Source organism: Namhaeicola litoreus, from assembly GCF_042679565.1.
Taxonomy (GTDB): Bacteria; Bacteroidota; Bacteroidia; order Flavobacteriales; family Flavobacteriaceae; genus Namhaeicola; species Namhaeicola litoreus.
On sequence record NZ_JBHTMY010000002.1, the window covers coordinates 976204 to 996945 of the forward strand.

Below are 20742 nucleotides of genomic sequence, written 5' to 3' on the forward strand. Positions count from 1 at the left end.
ATAGCTTAAAATTAACATCATGGTACCAAAAGTTTATAAATGCTACATAAATGGAGAATGGATAGAAAAAAGTTCTGGTGAAAAAATAGATGTAGAAAACCCTGCTAATGGAGAAGTTTTTGCTTCCATATATACAAGTTCGATTGAAGAAACTCAACATGCATTAGAATCTGCCGACAAAGCACAATTCTCATGGCAAATGTTACCTCCAGTTGAGCGTGCTAAATATTTATATGCAATCACTGCAAGACTGAAACAGGAAAAAGAACATTTTGCTAAATTGTTGGTGATGGAACAAGGTAAAACCCTTGTGGAAGCGCGTTATGAGGTAGATGACACCATTAAGTATATTGAATATTCAGCAGAAGCAGGTAGACGTATTCAAAGTGCAATTTTTCCTTCTGATTTGCCAAACGAGCAGTTGAGTATCCACAAAGTACCTTTTGGAGTAACCGTTGGTTTAATGGCATTTAACTATCCTTTAGCACTTATTGGGCGTAAAATAGGACCAGCTTTAATTGCAGGAAATACCATGGTGATAAAACCATCAGAATTAACGCCTGTAACTGCATCAGAATTCTGTAGAATTATCCATGAAGCCGGATTACCAAAAGGCGTTATAAGTATGGTTGTTGGTTATGGTCATGATGTAGGTTCATATCTTGTTTCCAATCCAATTACAAAGCTTATTTCCATGACAGGAAGTACGCGTGCTGGTCAAGCAATTTATAAAGGAGCTTCAGAAAATGTCGCTGGTTTGGTATTGGAATTAGGAGGGAAGGCACCATTTATAGTTCTTGATGATGCTGATATTGATAAAGCAGTAGAAGCTGCTGCTATTTCTCGTTATGCAAATTGCGGGCAAGTTTGTATTTGCAATGAAATGGTTTTTGTAGATAGTAAAATTGCAGTTGAATTTACAGAAAAACTAACCAACAGAGTGAAGCAAATTAGAGTTGGAAACCCAATGACAGATGTAGATATGGGACCAAGTTTAAGCCCAAAAGGTTTAGAACGTATTGATGCTATTGTAAAAGAGAATATAGCTCAAGGAGCAGAGTTAATCATAGGTGGTAAACGGCCAGAAGGTACAGAATTCGAAAAAGGAAACTGGTACGAACCCACCATTCTTGGTAACGTTAAACCTGACCATGCTTCTGTTCAACAGGAAATGTTCGGACCTGTTTTACCAATTGTAAAAATAAATGGTTACGAAGAAGCTAAGGAATTGCTCAACAAACGAGATGATAGTCTTTCTGCCTATTTATATACCAATAATCATAAGTTAATAATGCGTTCTATCCAAGAGTTTCAAATAGGAACGATTTTTATTAACAAGCAAATTGTAGGTTATATTCAAGGATTCCATTCCGGACATAAAAAATCTGGAATCGGAGGTGAAGATGGTATCTATGGAATTGAGCAATATCTTCAAAAACGTACCATTTACATGAATTACGAATAAAAGATGATAAAATTAAAAGGAATCACTTGGAACCATAGTCGTGGTTTCACATCAATAGTTGCTTGCGCACAACGTTTTTCAGAATTAAATCCTGATGTAGATATTGCTTGGGAAAAAAGATCCTTACAAGCCTTTGCAGACGAACCAATAAACGAATTGGCTAAACGATATGATTTTTTAATTATCGATCATCCTTGGACTGGTTTTGCAGCAAGAACAAAAGTTATTTTACCACTAAACGATTTTCTTACAGAATCGTATTTAAGAGACCAAGAACTAAATTCTGTAGGAAAATCTCATATTAGTTATAAATTCAATAATAAGCAATGGGCTTTAGCAATAGATGCTGCAACGCCAGTTGCAGCCAGTAGACCAGATTTGTTAAAAAAACATGGATTAGATTTACCAAAAACCTTCGATGAGTTAATCGAATTATCAAAAACAGGAATGGTTGCTATTCCTGGAATTCCTCAAGATACTTTAATGAGTTTTTACATGATTTGCTCAACTCTTGGAGAAGATGTTTGTTTAACGGAAGAGCGTGTAATTTCAGAAGAAATAGGAATCAAAGCTTTACAATTATTACAAAAGTTGGGGAAGAACATTCGAGAAGAAAGTTACCAGTGGAATCCTATTAAAGTATATGAAGCAATGACCTTAACGGACGATTACTTATATAGTCCTTTTGCTTATGGATATACCAATTATTCCAGAGAAGGTTATGCTCGTAAACGCTTAAAGTTTCATGATATGGTTGTTTTAGGTAACCAAAAACTGATTACTACTTTAGGAGGAACTGGATTGGCAATTTCTGCAAATACTAATCATAAAGATATTGCGGGAAAGTTTGTGGATTATGTTGGTTCAGAAAATACACAAAAAGGTGTTTTTTTTGATAATGGTGGACAACCAGGACATCGAAAAGCATGGTTAAACAAACGTGCAAATGAGCTAACAGACAATTTCTTTACAGATACTTTGCCAGCTTTAGACAGAGCATTTTTAAGACCTCGTTATCATGGTCATATGTATTTTCAAGATAGAGCAGGGGCACCTATAAGAGACTATATGATGAATGGTGGAGATGAACATCAACTTTTAAAGCATTTGAATCAGATTTATCAAAAATCTTTATCAATTTAAATAATGATAAAAAGTAGATTTTTAATTATTGTATTAACATTTATTTCTAGTTTAATAAACACTATTTCTGCGCAATCAAAACCAAATATTATTTTAATTGTTGCAGATGATGCAGGTTATGGAGACTTTGGTTTCCATGGAAGTAAGCAAATGAAAACACCAGAGCTTGATATATTTGCTTCACAAGCAATGCATTTTAAGCAAGCTTATGTTACTGCCGCTGTATGTGGACCATCAAGAGCTGGAATATTAACTGGTAAGTATCAGCAACGATTTGGTTATGAAGAAAATAATGTACCTGGATACATGATTAATTCTTTTTTAGACGGTGATGAAATGGGTTTGCCTTTAAATCAAAAAACTATGGCAAATTACTTAAAAGATCTGGGTTATAAAACAGCTCTAATTGGTAAGTGGCATCAAGGTAATGCAGATAGATATCATCCTACCAAAAGAGGATTCGACCATTTTTATGGCTTTAGAGGTGGAGCTAGAAGTTATTTTGAATTTAATCGCGAAAACCCAAATTCTAGAAAAGAAGATTATTTAGAAAGAGGATTTGGGAATTTTGAAGAAAGCAAAAAATATTTAACGGTAGCTTTTGCAGATGAAGCCATTTCGTATATAAATAAGAACAAAAACAACCCTTTCTTTTTAATGCTTTCTTTTAATGCTGTCCATACACCAATGGAAGCACAAAATGAAGATTTAAAACAATTTCCTAACCTAGAAGGAAAAAGAAAGCAGGTTGCAGCAATGACGCTTGCTTTAGATAGAGCTTGTGGTCGTGTTTTTGATGAATTAGACAAGCTCGACTTGACTGACAATACTTTGGTCATTTTTACTAATGATAATGGCGGACCTTCAGATACAAATGCTTCTAATAATTATCCTTTGAGTGGTACAAAAGCCAATCATCTTGAAGGAGGAATTAGAGTGCCATTTTTAATGCGATTCCCAAAGCAAATTGCTGAAAATTCATCCTATGATTTTCCTGTTAGCACATTAGATTTATTACCAACATTTTATAAGCTTGCAGGAGGAAATGATAAAGATTTAAAAGATATTGATGGAGTCGATTTAATGCCTTTTATTCATAAAAAAACTACAGAAAGACCGCATCAAACTTTATATTGGAAAAAAGAAAATAGAGCTGCAGTTAGAGATGTCGATTGGAAGTTACTGCGTTTTCCTGATAGACCGGCAGAGTTATACAACATCAATGAAGATATTTCTGAAAGCCATAATCTAGCAAACAAATATCCAGAAAAAGTAAAAGACCTTTATAAAAAACTTTTTGATTGGGAACTCACATTAACACGTCCACTGTGGCAACTCAAAAGAGAATATGAAGGTAAGGCTATGGAACGAATGGATAATTATAGAGCGCCAAAAAGAGATTAAATGAATTTACCATTAAAAGACATTATAGTCCTTGAATTTGCTCAATTTATGGCTGGACCCTCTGCTGGATTACGTTTAGCAGATCTAGGAGCCAGAGTCATAAAAATTGAACGACCAAATAGCGGTGAAGCGGGTAGACAAATTGCTTTAAAGAATTTGTTTTTGGATGGCAGTAGTTTGGTATTTCATACAGCAAATAGAAATAAAGAATCCTACACAGCAAATTTAAAAGATTCCGAAGATTTAAAACGTGTTAAAAAATTAATAGAAAAAGCAGATGTGATGACACATAACTTCAGACCAGGAGTTATGGAAAACATTGGTTTAGATTATAATACAGTCAAAGAAATTAATCCACAACTGATTTATGCTACAGTTACTGGTTATGGTACAGAAGGTGTTTGGGCTAAAAAACCAGGTCAGGATTTACTAGTTCAATCAATGTCTGGATTTGCAAAATTATCAGGAAATAAAAATGACGACCCAGTTCCTGTTGGTGCAGCAGTTTCCGATATCATTACAGGTACACATTTAACTCATGGTATTCTTGCAAGTTTATTAAAAAGGGTGAAAACCAACAAAGGAGCATTAGTTGAGGTAAGCCTGTTAGAATCTACCTTAGATTTTCAATTTGAGGCCATTACAACTTTTTTAAACGATGGTCATCAAAAACCTGTAAGAGCAAAACAAGGAAATGCTCATGCATATTTAGCAGCTCCTTATGGTGTTTACAAAACCAAAGATGGTTATATCGCTTTAGCAATGGGTTCTTTAACAAATCTTGGGCGAATTTTACAGAATCCTGAACTAGAATCGTATAAAGACCCTAATACATGGTTTGAAAAGCGAGATGAAATCATGGATATTCTTCGTTCGATTTTGATTAATAAAAAAACAGAATATTGGTTACATCTTCTAGAATCTAAGGGTGTTTGGTGTTCTGATGTTTTTGATTATAAAAGACTATTGAACCATAAGGCTTATAAAGTTTTAAAAATGGATCAGAAATTTCATTTATTATCTGGTGAAACTGTTCACACTACCCGCTGTCCAATAAGATTAAATGATGAAAGGCTTTTTGCAATTAAACCTGCTCCAAGAATAGGACAACACACAGAAAGTATTATTAAAGAATTTAATCTATAGTTGATATGAAACCATTACAAGACATATTGGTTATAGATTTAAGTCAGCTTTTATCTGCTCCTTCCGCAACTCTTCGTTTAGCAGATTTGGGAGCAAGAGTAATAAAAGTTGAACAGCCAAAAGGAGACATTTGTCGTCACCTCTATGTTTCAAATGTTAATATGAATGGAGATTCTTCTTTTTTTAGAGCAATTAACAGAAATAAAGAAAGCTTTCAAGCCAATCTAAAAAATCACGAAGAGAAAGAGCGCATATTAAAACTCATTGGAAAGGCAGATGTATTAATACACAATTTTAGACCAGGAGTTGTTGAAAGATTGGGAATGGATCATGACTCAATAAAAAAAATAAATCCAGAAATTGTTTATGGAGAAATTTCAGGTTATGGCAAAGAAGGGCCATGGAAAAATAAACCCGGACAAGATCTATTGGTACAATGTTTATCAGGTTTGACTTGGTTAAATGGAAATGACAGCAATGAACCAATTCCGGTTGGATTAGCCATTGCAGATATACTATCAGGCGCACACCTAGTACAAGGAATTTTAGCCGCTTTACTGAAAAAAATAAAAACAGGAAAAGGATCAAAAGTTTCTGTGAGTATGTTGGAATCAATAATTGACTTTCAATTTGAATCGATTACCACATTCTATAACGATGGAGGACAGCCGACGATGAGACCGAAAAGTAATAGCGCACATGCATATTTAGGTGCTCCATATGGCGTTTATAAAACTTTAAATGGTCACATAGCTTTAGCAATGGGTTCTATTCCCTTTATCGGAGAATTAATTAAATGTGCAGAATTATTAGATTACCAAGAGCCCTCATGTTGGTTTACAGAACGCGATTCCATTAAAGAAATTATAGCCAAAAAAATAAACACACAGACCACAGAATATTGGCTCTCTATTTTAGAACCCGCAGATATTTGGTGTGCAGATATCTTAGACTGGAAAAGTTTATTTAACCATGAAGGTTTTAAAGTGTTGGATATGATCCAAAAAGTAACTATGACAGATGGATACAAATATGCGACTACCAGATGCCCAATAAAAATCGATGGGGAATATTTTAAATCTTCCCTGGGTTCTCCTATTTTAGGAGAACATACTTCAAAAATAGCTCGGGAATTTAAAATTTAAGTAACATTTATTTTTTAGAAACTATATGTAGTGGTAAAATATCGTCAAAATACATGTTCCCATCACTAGATGTAAAGGTTACACGTAGTTGATAAAAATGACCTTCAAGTAAATCCTTTGTAGGTGTAATACCATCCAAAGAAATTGTCATAGATGCTTTACCTGAAACGGTATTTAGGGCTTCTTCATACGTTAAAACATTGTCTTTAACTGGAATCCATTTACTTTTAAAATGACGTAACCAAAATCTAATACCCCCTTCATCTGCAGAAATAACACGGTTTCCAGAACCTGCATGATACTTAACTACTACGTCTAAATCGTCACCAACAACTAGTGGTTCACTTTCAATTTGCCCTTTGTTAACAATTTCAACATAAGGTTCAATAAATTGTTCAACTTCAAATTCAACTTCCTCATTAACTGATTTATCAGTAGTATAAGCAGCAATGGTTGTTTTCCCGGGAGCTAATGCTTTAACATTCCCATTTCTATCTACAGTTAGAATGTTGACATTGTTCGATTTCCATATAAGATCAGGATTATCTGCATTTTTGGGTAAAACGCTTGCCTTTATTGTATAGCTTTCTCCAGTGTAAAGTTTTGTTCTATCAGCATGTAATATTATTGATTTAACTGGTTTTGGAAACCATTTAATAATTTTGACATCAGTAGTTGCAGATAATCCATTGGCTTTGCTGGTAGCAGTAATTTTTGCCTTTTTATTTTTTTTGCCAATTGCTGATACCATTCCATTGTTATCTACCGTTAAAACTTTTTCATTACTTGAAGTCCATGTGACATCAGTATTCGCATTTTTGGGTTGAACAGAAACCGAAATTTCAGCTTTTGTCTTCTCTCTTATCTTTAAGGGTTCTATGTTTAACAAATCAGGATCCACATAATCAGTGTCATAGATTGTATTTGCCTTTTTATCTTTAAATTTAATCACCTCACCATTTCTCCATGTGATTTGAATCTGCTTTATATTCTCTTCTTTTCCTAGACCAAAATGAACAATATTTAGTAAACTTTGTGAAAAAACCTCACCTGCAGATCCAATACGTTTTTTGTATTGATTGTTCTCGGTAGTCACAATTACTTCTGCAGAAACAGCGTCAATATGAGATGTAGGCGCGTACCCTACTCTAACCAATACATAGTTATTCCTATTTCTAGTGTTGTTTGAATATAAATACCATTCTCCACCTTCGCTGCCATTTAACAAATCAATTCTACCATCCAAATCAAAATCAAAAGCTTGACCCATATCCCCATTTCCAGGTCCACCAACATCACTTGCACCATGCATTGTCGTTATTTCAAAAGAATTTTTTCCACTATTTAAAAGCATGAAATCCGAAATCCTTGCACCAATTCGTCCCCATCGATACACAAAAAGGTCCTGATGGCTATCGTTATTAAAATCACCAGAAGTAACTCCAAGTGTGTTTCCGCCTTGGGGGATATTCCATTCTTCTGAGACATCTGTGAATCTGTCACCATCATTTCGAAGTAGATAATCTGAATGATTTCTGTTTTGGGGGACAAAATTTGGTGCTACACTTGTTACTCCTGATAGACCAAATCTATATTGCCAAAAGAAATTATCATCGCGAACCAATATGGCTTTCCATATAGAATTTCCTATATAACCCAAATAAAAACCATTTTCAGAAATCTCATCAGGCCAACCTTTGGCCATTTCAGTTGTTATTTCCAACTCATCACCAGATTTAACAGTTTTAGAAATTTTGTTTTTCCCTAAAAAAATAGGATAGTTTTTACCGAGTAATGAACCTTGCTCCAAATAATAGTATTTATGCAACAAAATCGTGTCACCAGAAGAGAAATCAAATGCATCGTTGCCTTTATAGCCCCTGGTCTTTAAATCTAATTCTTTTGTTATTGGATTAAAATCAAGAGATGGAGACTCTCCTTCTCCTCCTTCAAAATGCATTCCTCTTGCTAAATACAAGTCTAAATCACCATCATTATCGATGTCGATATCAGTCATTGCCATAATATGTGATAATGACTTGATGTGCTCTGGAATGAGCGCAGTTACCTCTGTAAATGTAAAATCTCCATTACCTTTCCAAAGCGTCAGGGGTCCATAAAAAACGATATCATCGATATTGTCATTATTAAAGTCAGTCACCAGAACACGTGATTGTTCTATATTTTCAATATCCTTTATAGATCTGTAGTTAAACTTTCCATTCCCCTTATTTTCGTAAAAAAAATGCTGTGGTCGATCAAAATTGAGGCTTGCTTCATTAAAAAGAAATAAATCAAGATCACCATCCAAATCCATATCCATCCACCTAGCTCCACGACCTCTTCCTCCCCTATCTATTTCAACATCTCCAGTGTACATTACAAAAGTATTATTATCGTTATGATAGAAGTTTGCCTTTGAAGGGTTCTTACCATTGCCCCCACCTTGCGTGAGAACAAGATCGAGATCACCATCGTTATCATAATCGCCTAATGCCGTACCATGTAAGTCATGTTTAAACCATCTAGCGAGATCTTTATAATGTTTTGTTACTGTTCCATCACCGTTATTCCAATATAGTTTACTAGTTTCTGCATTATGATTGTTTAGAATAAAGTCATAATCTCCATCATTATCTATGTCCCCAATTGAGGGCCCTGCATATTTAAGAGAACTTACTTTATCTATTCCTGCTGATATCGAAATGTCATTAAATACAGGTAATTGAATTTCTGGCACATCTTCAAAATAAAGGTCAAGTAGGGTTAGTTTTTGGTCATGGGCTTGAAACCTCAGTTTCACATCTCCAAAATCTTCAAAACGAACAACACCTGTAACTCTCTGTACACCTTTCTTTGCAAGATTAAAATCGTCAATCAAAAGATTATCATTTTCATATACCGTCAAACCTGCGTATTCACCATCATTAACAATGTCTAAAAAAATTTTTTTAGTTAAGCTTCCCAACACTTTATAGTCCTTTATTACAGGTTTTGATGGTTGAATTTCTATAGCCGCTTCAACTGAATTAATCTTAGTTTGAGAAATCACATTAAAAGTTAATAACGTTAAAATTAGATGTAAATATGTTTTCATAATACCAGTTAAGATGTAATGCAAATTACCATTTCATTTATGAAAATAAGCCAACAAAAACTTCATATAAACTAGACATTTAAATCAATTAACGGATGATCGGTACTCATTCTAAAAGAAACAATGCGTCTATTATAATTTTTAATTGTACAGTTTTTGTAAAGTTGTTTTTAAGCATAAAAAAATTGATTTAAAATACCTTTACCGAAAATTAAAATCTATGAAAATTATCAAAATACTATTTTCACTTTTTTTAACTACAATGATGGCTTGTTCTAGCTCAGGGTCAGATGTAGAAGATGCAATTTCAGATAATAATGACAATAATCCTTTAGAAGAAACATGGATAACCATACCCGTTCCAGCCAATTCTGGACCAGGAAAAAAATGGGAATTTCAGAAAAATATTTCAGATAATTTCGAATATGATTCGCCGGCAAATAATAAGGGTGCTACATTTTTAGATAAATGGGATGATTGGTATCACAATGCTTGGACAGGTCCCGAGCCAACGATATTCAGCCGTGAACACTCATTTGTGACAAATAATGAATTAAACATAACAGCGGGCAGACCCATAGGCACTAACAACACCAACACGGGCATTGTCACATCGACCAATAGAGTTATTTATCCCGTTTATATTGAAGCAAGAGTGAAAATTATGAATTCTACACTGGCAAATGCAGTTTGGTTACTTAGCCCAGATGATACACAAGAAATAGACATTGTAGAAGCCTACGGCGGTGATCGTTTTACCAATCCATGGTTCGGGCCTAAAAGAGTACATCTAAGTCACCATGTATTTATTAGACAGCCTTTTCAAGATTGGCAACCTAATGACGAGGGAAGCTTTTACACTGATGGTCAAACCGTGTGGAGAAATGATTTCCACAGATATGGAGTTTACTGGAAAGATCCATGGAATTTGGAATATTATATTGATGGAAAACTGGTAAGAACTAGATCAGGTGTTGCTCAAATTGATCCGCAGGATTTTACGAATGGTACTGGTTTAAGTAAAGAAATGGATATCATTATTAGCGCGGAAGACCAAACATGGCGGGCAAATCAAGGTTTGTCTCCAACTAATGTTGAAATAGAAAATACTGCAAACAACACCTTTAAAATAGACTGGATCCGTGTATTTAAACCAATCGACAATTAAAATAGTTTTATATTCCCCCTTAACTTCTTTCTACCAAATATCAAAAAAGAGTTTCTTCAAAGCCAGTTTGAAACTGTTTTTCTTGATCATTTTTTTAATAATTGGTCTAACTGGTTGCAAACAAGAAATAAAAACTAATCGAGAAATAGATTTTAATTTCGACTGGAAATTTCAACTAATTGAAGATACCCTTTCTGCATTTCAAACACCACTAAAAGATAGTGCTTGGGAAGATGTACGATTACCTCACGATTGGAGTGTAGAATCATCATTTGATAAGAACTTGGAAGGATGTACCGGTTATTTACCGGGAGGAGTTGCTTGGTACCAAAAACATTTTGAAACTCCAATAGAGATAGATTCTGAAAATGCATTTATTCTTTTTGACGGAGTATACAACAATGCCAAATTCTGGTTAAACGGTCAGTATCTAGGTGAGAATCCTTATGGTTATTCGCCAGTTTATTTTGATGTAACAGATAAACTCAATTCTAATGGCGAGGATAATATCTTAAGTGTTTATGTCGATCATTCACGCTATGCAGATAGCAGATGGTACACTGGAAGTGGGATTTATAGAAATGTAAAACTCATCACAACAAAAAAACTACATATTCCTATCTGGGGAACGTATGTCACAACTCCTGAAATTTCAAATAAGAAAGCTAAGATTAATATTGAAATTAAGGTTAAAAATGATTTTTCATATGCTTCTGAATTTACCTTAGTAACGGATATTCTTGATAAATTTGGGAATCATGTAGCAACAACTACTTATTCTTCTGATTATATTAAATCCAATGAAATAAAAACAGTGAATTTAGAATTAGAAGTAACGAATCCAATGTTGTGGGATACTGACAACCCTAATCTATATAGTGCAAAAACCATTTTAAAAATGGATAATGAAATTATTGATAACTACACAACCCCTTTCGGAATACGAAGTATTGTTCACAACAAAGAACAAGGGTTATTGGTAAATGGGGCACCAACTTTGGCTAAAGGAGTTTGCTTACATCATGATGCTGGTTTAGTTGGAGCAGCAGTACCAAAAGGTGTCTGGAAAAGGCGCCTAACATTGTTAAAAGATGGAGGTGTTAATGCTATTAGAACAGCACACAACCCTTTTTCTCAGGAGTTTTTAGATTTATGTGATGAAATGGGATTTTTAGTACAAGCAGAATTGTTTGATGAATTAGATTACCCTAAAGATAAGCGTCTAAATTACCATGAAAGAGAACCAGATTATATTACATCTGGTTATACTGAACATTTTCATGAATGGGGAAAAAGCGATTTAACCAGAACCGTTTTAAGAGACCGAAATCATCCAAGTATTTTTGAATGGAGTATTGGTAACGAAATTGAGTGGACTTATCTTCATTACAGATATGTAACAGGTTTTTGGGAAGATCCAAAAGACCCACAAAATTCTGGAAATTATTGGGGAAGTGCTCCAATATTTTCACCAGAAGAAATGAAAGCGCGATACGACAAATCAAAAAAAGGAGAATACATTTTAGCTGAAACTGCAAAAAAGGCAAATCAATGGTTAAAAGAACTAGATATAACAAGAAAAACAACAGCCAACTTCGTTATACCACAAGTAAGTCATGTAAGTGGTTATGCTGACGCTGTTGATGTGGTTGGTTATAGTTATAGAAATAAAGATATAGATTGGGCGCAGAAGTATTTTCCACACAAGCAACTAACAATCAATGAATGCCCCGGCTCGTGGGAAGATTGGAAAGAGGTAATCGATAATCCTGAAGTTTACAGCATGTATATGTGGCCAGGAATTGCCTATCTTGGAGAAGCTCATGACCAATGGCCTACAAAAGTGTTTTTAGGTGATATGCTTAATTTGGCGGGCTTTAAAAATCAAGGCTGGAATTATTTCAAAAGTATATGGGTAGATGAACCACATGTATCAATTGGTACCCTACCTGTTTCAGAGTCTGGATTTAATGTTGACGTGAATGGTGAAGTATTTGCTGATTCTGAGATTGCTTATCGGTGGAGGCCTTCCAATATGCATTGGAATTACAAACATAATGATTCAATTATAGTCGAAGTTTGTACCAATCAAGAAAAAATAGAATTGTTTATCAACAACACCTCATTAGGAGTTAAAAACTTATCGAATAATAAAGATAAAATATTACGGTGGTATGTCCCTTTTAAAGAAGGTAAATTAAGAGCTGAATCAACCAATAGTCAAGCTCAGGCTGTTCTTGAAACAAGTACAAAAGCCACAAACTTTTCCTTTACCACAGATAAATCAACACTCAAAGCCGATGGTTATGATGTAGCACATTTAGTTGTTCAACTAAAAGACGACAAAGGAAGAGACGTAAAAACCGAAAACAAAAAAGTTACCTTCGAACTAAAAGGCGATGCAAGAATACTCGGAGTTGATAATGGTTTACCAGACAATGTCCAAGATTTTAAATCTAAGAGCATTATGACCGGTCACGGAAGATGCCTCTTAATTCTTCAGTCAAATAAAAACTCCAATTTAATAAAAGTAAAAGCCACTATAGATGGACAGAATAGTAAAGAAATTACTATAGACATACATTAGTTATCAAGGTTTTACAATCAAATATTTTTTTCGAAATACCAAAGGAGAACAATGCATGAACTTTTGAAATTGTCTGTAAAAAAATGGCAAGCTCTCATAACCACAATCATAAGCAATTTGACTTACTTGTTTATTGGTTTCAATTAACATTTTACTGGCAAGATTGATTCTATACTCATTTATAAAAGTAAAAAAAGACTTATTTAATGATTTTTTAAAAAATCTACAAAAAGCTTCATTTCCCATAGAGACCAGCCCCGATACTTCGTCAAGCATAATTTTATTTTTGTAATTCACTTTTACATAGTCGTAAACGATATCAATCCTGTAATTCGCCTTTAAATTTAGGTTTGGCGAAAACCCAGCTGATGTAAGTATGTCAATATCTTCCTCAGAACTCAGCTCTTCAAGTAAGGACAAAAAACTTAATAATTTATTCAAAGGAGGTTTACTTATAATACTATAAAGTTTATCTAGGCTTTTTTTGGCATAGCTTTTTTTGAATAAAATTCCTTTCGACGCCTTTTTTAGAAGCATTTTTATATTATAAAACTCATCTTTCTCCAACCAATCTGCACCCAACATCGATTCATTCCATTGAAAAACGATTGATTTTACAGATCCACTACCCTGATGTGTATTCTTCCAGCAATGTGGTAAGTTAGAACCTATTAAAACAAAATCACCTTCTTCAAACTTTTGAATATTGTTCCCTATATATCGTATTCCTTTTCCTTTTACAATATAGGTTAACTCATATTCAGGATGAAAATGCCAAGGGGCATCAAAATCCTTATTTTCATATATAAAGGCATGAAGTGAATGATGGTTATTAGGAATCTTTTCAAATTGTGCTTTCAAGTCATACAAATTTTTTACTAAAGATAGTCAATTATGATGCATATCATGACAATTCAAGTGGAAAATATATCAATATAAGCTATTATATAGCTAAAATCAAGGTAGATTGTTAATAGATAAAGTAGCACTTTTGATATACTTCAAAAACAATAAAAACATGACTAAGCGAGAAATCATCAAAATGGTACTTGACCACAAGAAACCTCCTTATGTACCATGGTCTTTTAAATTCACAAAAGAGCCAAAAGAAATGCTTCAAAAACACTTTAAAAAAGAAGATTTAGATGTTGTTTTAGGAAACCACATTTTAAATTTAGGCAGTGATATAGGCTTTTTTGAAGAAGTTCAAAAAGATCATTTTCAAGATGTATTTAAAGTAGTTTGGGACCGAACTGTCGATAAAGATATAGGAATGCCTGTAGAAGATATTATTAAAGAACCAACATTGGAAGGAGTTGAGTTTCCAAATCCTCACGACCCTCGTTTCTTTGCCAATATTGAATCTGAAATTGAAAAGAAACCTGACATGTTCAGGGTTTTTCAAATTGGATTTTCATTATATGAAAGAGCTTGGTCAATGAGAGGTATGGAAAATCTATTGATGGACTTCTACATGTATCCAGATTTTGTTCATGAACTATTGGGTAAAATAACAGACTATAACATTGCTCAAGTTGATAAAGCTTTAGAGTATGACATTGATGCTGTTTACTTTGGTGATGATTGGGGACAACAACATGGATTAATTATGGGAGCAGATTTATGGCATGAGTTTTTGTATCCTCACATTAAACGAATGTATAAGAGAGTGAAAGATGCAGGTAAATATGTGATGATACATTCTTGTGGCGATGTAGACGAATTATTCCCCTCATTAATTGATGCAGGATTGAATTGTTTCAATCCTTTCCAACCAGAGGTTATGGATGTTCATGAAATTCATGCAGATTATTTAGGGAAACTCTGTTTTCATGGAGGCTTATCTATGCAAAAAACATTGCCTTTTGGAACTGCTGAAGATGTAAAACAAGAATCGCTTAAATTACTCGAAATGGGTAGAAAAGGTGGTTACATATTCTCACCTTCCCACTCTGTAGAAAGTGATACATCACTAGAAAATATATTAACATTTATTGAAGTTGCACAAGCGCAACTAAAAGAAAAAGAATTAGCATAATGGAAGATTTATTTCAAAAAATATCGGACTGTGTAGAGTTTGGTAAAATCAATAAGGCTGCACCTTATCCACCAAACATGAAAGATCAAGATGGTGCAGATGAGTTAACTATTCAGGCCCTAGAACAAGGTGCTTCAGCAAAAGATGTGCTTTCAAAAGGATTGATAATTGGAATGGAAAAAGTAGGTATCAAATTTAGAGAGAATAAAGTCTTTGTTCCTCAAGTTTTAATGTCGGCAAAAGCTATGAATACAGCAATGGAACACCTAAAACCATTATTTGCTAAAGGAAATAAAGACAAAAAAGGGGTGTTTATCATAGGAACCGTTGCTGGTGATTTACATGATATTGGTAAAAACTTAGTTTCAATGATTGTGGAAGGAAACGGTTACGAAGTCATAGATTTAGGTACAGATGTTCCAGCAAAGAAGTTTTTAGATACCATTAATGAATTTCCAGATGCTATTATCGGTTTGTCATCCTTATTAACAACCACAATGGTAAGCATGGAAAATATAGTTCAAGAAATTAAATCAGCTTACCCAAATCAAAAAGTCACCATTGGTGGAGCACCAATTACACAAGATTTTTGTGATAAAATTGGAGCAGACAACTATTCTCCAGATCCTCAAGGTGTAGTTGAATTTATGAATAAATTAAAAAAATCTGCCTAATGAATGGTTTAGAATTAATACAAGCAGCAATGCAACGTCAAAAAGTGGAACGCATCCCATGGGTTCCTTTTGTTGGTGCACACGCTGGAGAACTATTAGGCTTAGATGCGACGACATATTTTCAATCGGAACAACATATAATTGATGGTGCTGAACTAGCAATAAAAAAGTACAATCCAGATGGAATTCCTGTGACTTTCGATCTTCAAATTGAAGCCGAAGTTTTAGGTTGCAAAATTAAATGGTCTAAAGATAATCCTCCTGCTGTGGTATCTCATCCACTTGCAGATGGAAGTCTAAATATCGAGGATTTAAAAGTGCCTTGTCGTTGTAAAGGTAGAATAGCAACAGTCATGAATGCTACAACCAAGATTAAGGAAAACAATCCAGATATTGCATTATATGGATTAATTACTGGTCCTTTTACCTTGGCATTACACCTTTTAGGAACAGATATATTCATGAAGCTATTTGAAGACCCTGAATATGTTGGAAAAGTAATGGATTATACGACTAAAGTAGGTAAGGCCATGTCTGATTATTATATGGAAGCTGGTTGCGATGTCATTGCTGTTGTAGATCCTATGGTAAGTCAAATAGACCCAATGTCGTTCGAGACGTTCGTGTCTCCTTACTGTACAGATTTATTCGCTCATATTAGAGAAAGTGGAGCATTAAGTTCGTTCTTTGTTTGTGGTAACGCATCGCAAAACATTGAAGTAATGTGTAAATGTAAACCAGACAATATTTCAATTGATGAAAACATTCCTTTAGATTTCTTAAAAGAGCAATGTGATACATACAATTTAAGTTTTGGTGGAAACATGAAGCTTACATCAGTATTACTAATGGGAACTCCTGAAGCATCAAAATTTGAAGCTATTGAATGTATGGACATTGGTGGTGATACAGGATTTATTTTAGCTCCTGGATGCGATTTGCCAATGGCAACTCCTGTTGAAAATCTGGAAGCTGTGGCAGAAATTGTTCACGACAAGTATCAGCAAGATGTTTTAAGAGCAAAAGGACAAACGGCTAAAAATATTGAGTTGCTTAATTTAGATGGCTATTTTGAAAAGGACAAAGTAAAAATAGATATCATCACTTTAGATTCAGCTTCTTGTGCTCCTTGTCAATACATGGTAAAAGCAGTTAAACTGGCCGTTGAAGAAATTGGAGCAGATAATATAGAATTTGTAGAGCATAAAATTAAAAACGAAGAAGGTATACAGATGATGATGTCTCTTGGTGTTAGAAATCTACCAACTATTTGTATCGATGGAGAAGTTGAATTTATTTCAATTATACCTCCAAAATCAGAATTAATTGAACGCATAAACAAACATTTAGATCAAAAGCAATTAGAAAACGCATGACTGCAGATTTAATTCTTATCAGTGGATTTTTAGGCAGTGGAAAAACAACATTGCTTAAAAATCTGCTGAAACTACAAAAGGATAAAAAAATCGCAGTGATTCAAAATGAATTCGCACCTTCTGGAGTTGATGGCAAAGAATTAAAACTTCAAAACAAAGACTTTGAACTTGTTGAAATCAACAATGGTTCTGTTTTTTGTGTTTGCTTATTAAGCAATTTTATAGAAAATCTATTATCCTTAGTAAATCAATTCAATCCTGAAATTATTTATTTAGAAGCTTCGGGAATTTCAGATCCAATCTCTATTTGCGAATTACTAAACAACGATAGCATTAGCCATAAAGTAAAATATGCTGGAGCATGGTGTGTTGTTGACGCATTGAATTTTGAGAAAAGTGCTGCATTGGTTCAACGTGCAAAACATCAAATTAGAGTTGCAGATAAAATTATTCTCAATAAAATAGATTTGGTTGATGATGCTCAAATCAACAATGTTATTGAATCTGTAAAAGAGATAAATCCATTTGCTGAAATTGCTAAACATGAGTTTTGCAATATAGATTCAGTTCATTTAACTCAAGTCCATACCATTACCAATGGAGCAATGGAAGTATCTAGACAAGAAGATATTAAAACTGCAGTCTATAGAACTACATCAATTATTCCTCTTGAAAATTTAGAAATTTTTCTACAAGAACTCACCAAGATTAGTATTCGAGTAAAAGGTTTTGTTCGGATTGATACGAATGAATACAGACTCTTTCATTTAACCTATAATAACTTCAATATTGTACCCCTTGAAGATTTCTCTGGAAACTGTGAAATTATTGCATTTGGAGAGGAGATGAATTTAAGATTGTTGCGAAACACTTTTCAAACTGCAAGAACTTTAGTTTTATGACAGGAATTGTTTCATATAAAATTGATTTTTCAGAAATCAAACTCGATAAAAAAGAAATATCTTCCTTTATGGGTTTGGGTCCCAATCCAGACGAACCTTTCAATAGTATGATTGATGAGGCCATAGCTTTATTGTCTAAAAACAAAAACATTGAAGGAGGTTATGTTATAAAACCCGTTACAGATTTTTCCATAAAAGATGGAAGTATTTCTGTTGAAGAAAAATCTTTTAATACAGGTAGAATGATAACTTCTTTCTTAAAAGGTTCCGAGTATGTGGCATTATTTATATGTACTGCTGGTTACGAAGTAGAAAAATGGAGTAAAAAGTTTCAAACGGAAGGTGATTTTGTAATGAGTTTTGTTGTAGATGCAACTGGCTCTCTTTTAGTAGAAGGTGCTATGGATATTGTTTACAATAATATCAAAGACTATGTAGAAAACGATACTCTTTCAGTAACAAATAGATACAGTCCAGGTTACTGTGATTGGAAAGTGATAGACCAACAAAAGTTATTCTCATTTTTACCGGATAATTTCTGCAAGGTAAAACTAAGCGAATCGTCTCTAATGAGTCCAGTTAAATCGGTTTCCGGAATTGTTGGAATTGGAAAAAAAGTAACACATCGCGAATATATTTGTGATACGTGTAGCAGTACAGATTGTGTGTATCGCGCTAAAAAAATGTATGTCAGACATTGATTTATTCTGTATATGAACAACTAAATGAATGCCTACTATTAAAATAGATCAAAATAAGCACTTTTTTAGTCACATTACACTAATATTTTAATTCCTTGACTTTCTATTTTTATCATCTAAAAATTTTAAAACATGACAAAAACTAAAGATCTGTCTAAGCTACATGGACTAGTTTCCAATTTTTTTAAATGGCCACAATCACCAGAAGAATGGGAGCAATATAAACTAACCGATGAACAAATAGCATTCTTTCATGAGAATGGTTATCTATCGAATATAAAACTATTAGAAGAATGGCAAGTTGACCAACTAAATGAGGAGTTAGCTGAAATACGAGATCCAAAGCATCCAGCACATGAACTTTTTTACGAATTTCATACGAATGAAGCCGTTGACCCTAAAAAAGTGATTTTCCACTCCTTAGGACATTGGAGAATAACTCCAGGCTTTCATGATGTAAACTGGAATCCAGCATTTGTTATGGCGGCAAGTCAGCTATTAGACAATAGATCTGTGCGTTTTTGGCATGACCAACTGTTTTGTAAACCTGCAAAACATGGAGGTGTGGTTGCATGGCATCAAGACTACTCTTATTGGACAAGAACTGTTAAAATGCAACATTTAACCTGTTGGACGGGTTTGGACGATGCGACTAAAGCAAATGGTTGTTTGCACTATATTCCTAAAAGTCATAAATGGGGATTATTGGATAAGATAGTTTTAACTGGAGAAATGGATGAGTTTAAAAACTTTCTAACTGATGAACAAAAAGAAGAGTTTAAAAATCAAGTACCAATTGAAATGAAAAAAGGATATGGAACTTTTCATCATCCTTTAATGGTGCATGGTTCTTACGAAAATTCTTCTGAAATATCTCGAAGAGCATTTGTTTTAAATGTTTTTGCCGATGGTACTGTTTCCAATTCGGATGAACCTTTGTTAAAAGGTGTTCCTGTTATACCAAAAGGGAAAAAAATGGAAGGTCAATTTTTTCCTTTGTTATTAGACAGATCACAAACATAGCATTTAATTTATGACTGTAAAATACTTATGTCCATTTTGGGGAATGGAAGGCTTATCTGCTGATGAATTTATTGATAAAGTATTGAAGTATGAATATGATGGAATAGAAATTAACATTCCTAACGATAGCGATTTTGAAAATAAATTGCTTTCACGAATAAAAGACGAAAATCTAATTTTTGTTGCCCAACAATGGCTAAGTCCAAAATTAGAAACGGTAAATGAATATATTGTGAGGTTGGAAGATCTACTCCTAAAAAGAGCATCTTTAAATCCTGACTTTATTAATTCGCATACAGGAAAGGATTATTTTTCATTTGAAGATAATTGCCGAATTATTGAAAAATGTTTTGAAATATCAAAAAGAACAGGTGTAGAAATAATACATGAAACACATAGAGGCCGATTTAATTATAGTGCAAAAAAAACAGTTGATTTTTTAAAACAATATCCAGATTTAAAACTTACCGCAGATTTTTCTCATTGGGTTACCGTTTCTGAATCTTTTTTAGAGGATCAAATGGATGATGTTCAAACTGCCGTTAAAAAATGCTATTATATTCATGCAAGAGTAGGGTATACGCAATCACCGCAAATCAACAATCCTTTTGCTCCAGAAAATAAAGAAGCTCTTGAAATTTTTACGAATTGGTGGAAAAGTATATTACAAGACGCAAAAATTAGAGGGCAAAAAGAGTTTTATATTTGTCCGGAATTTGGTCCAAAACCATATATGCCTTATTTGCCTTTTAAAAATGTTCCCATTGAAAATCAGTGGAACTTAAATAAACAAATGATGCTTTATCTAAAGAATATCGATCTTAGCTAAAAAAAACCTTGATAAAACTATCAAGGTTTTTTTTAGGAAATATC

General features: G+C 33.7%; 16 protein-coding genes. 14 read left to right on the forward strand and 2 right to left on the reverse strand.

Annotation, left to right across the window (positions count from 1 at the left end; translation table 11 throughout):
* Nucleotides 1-19 precede the first annotated feature (19 nt).
* The 5 genes from ACFQ39_RS06085 to ACFQ39_RS06105 are packed head-to-tail and all read left to right on the forward strand — an operon-like array spanning nucleotide 20 to nucleotide 6303.
* Entirely contained in the window at nucleotides 20-1465 is a 1446-nt protein-coding gene (locus tag ACFQ39_RS06085) for an aldehyde dehydrogenase family protein (RefSeq protein ID WP_377177102.1), read from the forward strand.
* Nucleotides 1466-1468: 3 nt separating this feature from the next.
* On the forward strand, nucleotides 1469-2608 hold the full coding sequence (locus ACFQ39_RS06090) for an ABC transporter substrate-binding protein (protein ID WP_377177103.1): 1140 nt from the start codon (nucleotides 1469-1471) through the stop codon (nucleotides 2606-2608).
* A 3-nt stretch (nucleotides 2609-2611) separates the two neighbouring features.
* Nucleotides 2612-4012: a sulfatase-like hydrolase/transferase gene (locus tag ACFQ39_RS06095; protein ID WP_377177104.1), complete on the forward strand. Its 1401-nt coding sequence runs from the start codon at nucleotides 2612-2614 to the stop codon at nucleotides 4010-4012.
* Nucleotides 4013-5158, forward strand: a complete 1146-nt coding sequence (locus ACFQ39_RS06100) for a CaiB/BaiF CoA transferase family protein (RefSeq protein WP_377177105.1) — start codon at nucleotides 4013-4015, stop codon at nucleotides 5156-5158.
* A gap of 5 nt (nucleotides 5159-5163) precedes the next feature.
* Entirely contained in the window at nucleotides 5164-6303 is a 1140-nt protein-coding gene (locus tag ACFQ39_RS06105) for a CaiB/BaiF CoA transferase family protein (protein WP_377177106.1), read from the forward strand.
* 7 nt (nucleotides 6304-6310) lie between these two features.
* On the opposite strand, the gene ACFQ39_RS06110 is transcribed toward ACFQ39_RS06105, so the two are convergent.
* Nucleotides 6311-9400, reverse strand: coding sequence for an FG-GAP-like repeat-containing protein (locus ACFQ39_RS06110; RefSeq protein WP_377177107.1), 3090 nt, complete (start codon nucleotides 9398-9400; stop codon nucleotides 6311-6313).
* A gap of 220 nt (nucleotides 9401-9620) precedes the next feature.
* Between ACFQ39_RS06110 and ACFQ39_RS06115 the strand changes: the two genes are divergently transcribed.
* The gene (locus tag ACFQ39_RS06115; RefSeq protein ID WP_377177108.1) at nucleotides 9621-10568 is read left to right on the forward strand and encodes a family 16 glycosylhydrolase; all 948 of its coding nucleotides are present in this window, start codon (nucleotides 9621-9623) and stop codon (nucleotides 10566-10568) included.
* 82 nt (nucleotides 10569-10650) lie between these two features.
* Nucleotides 10651-13155 (forward strand): glycoside hydrolase family 2 TIM barrel-domain containing protein, encoded by a 2505-nt coding sequence (locus ACFQ39_RS06120; protein ID WP_377177109.1) that lies wholly within the window; start codon nucleotides 10651-10653, stop codon nucleotides 13153-13155.
* 3 nt (nucleotides 13156-13158) lie between these two features.
* Here ACFQ39_RS06120 and ACFQ39_RS06125 read toward each other — a convergent pair whose 3' ends face one another.
* Entirely contained in the window at nucleotides 13159-14016 is an 858-nt protein-coding gene (locus ACFQ39_RS06125) for an AraC family transcriptional regulator (protein WP_377177110.1), read from the reverse strand.
* 157 nt (nucleotides 14017-14173) lie between these two features.
* On the opposite strand from ACFQ39_RS06125, the gene ACFQ39_RS06130 reads away from it, so the two are divergent.
* From ACFQ39_RS06130 to ACFQ39_RS06160, 7 genes are all read left to right on the forward strand, one after another.
* Entirely contained in the window at nucleotides 14174-15193 is a 1020-nt protein-coding gene (locus tag ACFQ39_RS06130; RefSeq protein ID WP_377177111.1) for a uroporphyrinogen decarboxylase family protein, read from the forward strand.
* Complete coding sequence (locus tag ACFQ39_RS06135; RefSeq protein ID WP_377177112.1) at nucleotides 15193-15867, forward strand: cobalamin B12-binding domain-containing protein; 675 nt, start codon at nucleotides 15193-15195, stop codon at nucleotides 15865-15867. Before ACFQ39_RS06130 ends, ACFQ39_RS06135 begins: the two co-directional genes overlap by 1 nt.
* On the forward strand, nucleotides 15867-17243 hold the full coding sequence (locus ACFQ39_RS06140) for a uroporphyrinogen decarboxylase family protein (protein WP_377177113.1): 1377 nt from the start codon (nucleotides 15867-15869) through the stop codon (nucleotides 17241-17243). Before ACFQ39_RS06135 ends, ACFQ39_RS06140 begins: the two co-directional genes overlap by 1 nt.
* Nucleotides 17240-18145 (forward strand): GTP-binding protein, encoded by a 906-nt coding sequence (locus ACFQ39_RS06145; RefSeq protein WP_377177114.1) that lies wholly within the window; start codon nucleotides 17240-17242, stop codon nucleotides 18143-18145. Before ACFQ39_RS06140 ends, ACFQ39_RS06145 begins: the two co-directional genes overlap by 4 nt.
* Nucleotides 18142-18846, forward strand: a complete 705-nt coding sequence (locus ACFQ39_RS06150; protein ID WP_377177115.1) for a vitamin B12 dependent-methionine synthase activation domain-containing protein — start codon at nucleotides 18142-18144, stop codon at nucleotides 18844-18846. Before ACFQ39_RS06145 ends, ACFQ39_RS06150 begins: the two co-directional genes overlap by 4 nt.
* Before the next feature lie 132 nt (nucleotides 18847-18978).
* On the forward strand, nucleotides 18979-19869 hold the full coding sequence (locus ACFQ39_RS06155; RefSeq protein ID WP_377177116.1) for a phytanoyl-CoA dioxygenase family protein: 891 nt from the start codon (nucleotides 18979-18981) through the stop codon (nucleotides 19867-19869).
* 10 nt (nucleotides 19870-19879) lie between these two features.
* Entirely contained in the window at nucleotides 19880-20698 is an 819-nt protein-coding gene (locus tag ACFQ39_RS06160; RefSeq protein WP_377177117.1) for a sugar phosphate isomerase/epimerase family protein, read from the forward strand.
* The last annotated feature ends 44 nt before the right edge of the window (nucleotides 20699-20742 follow it).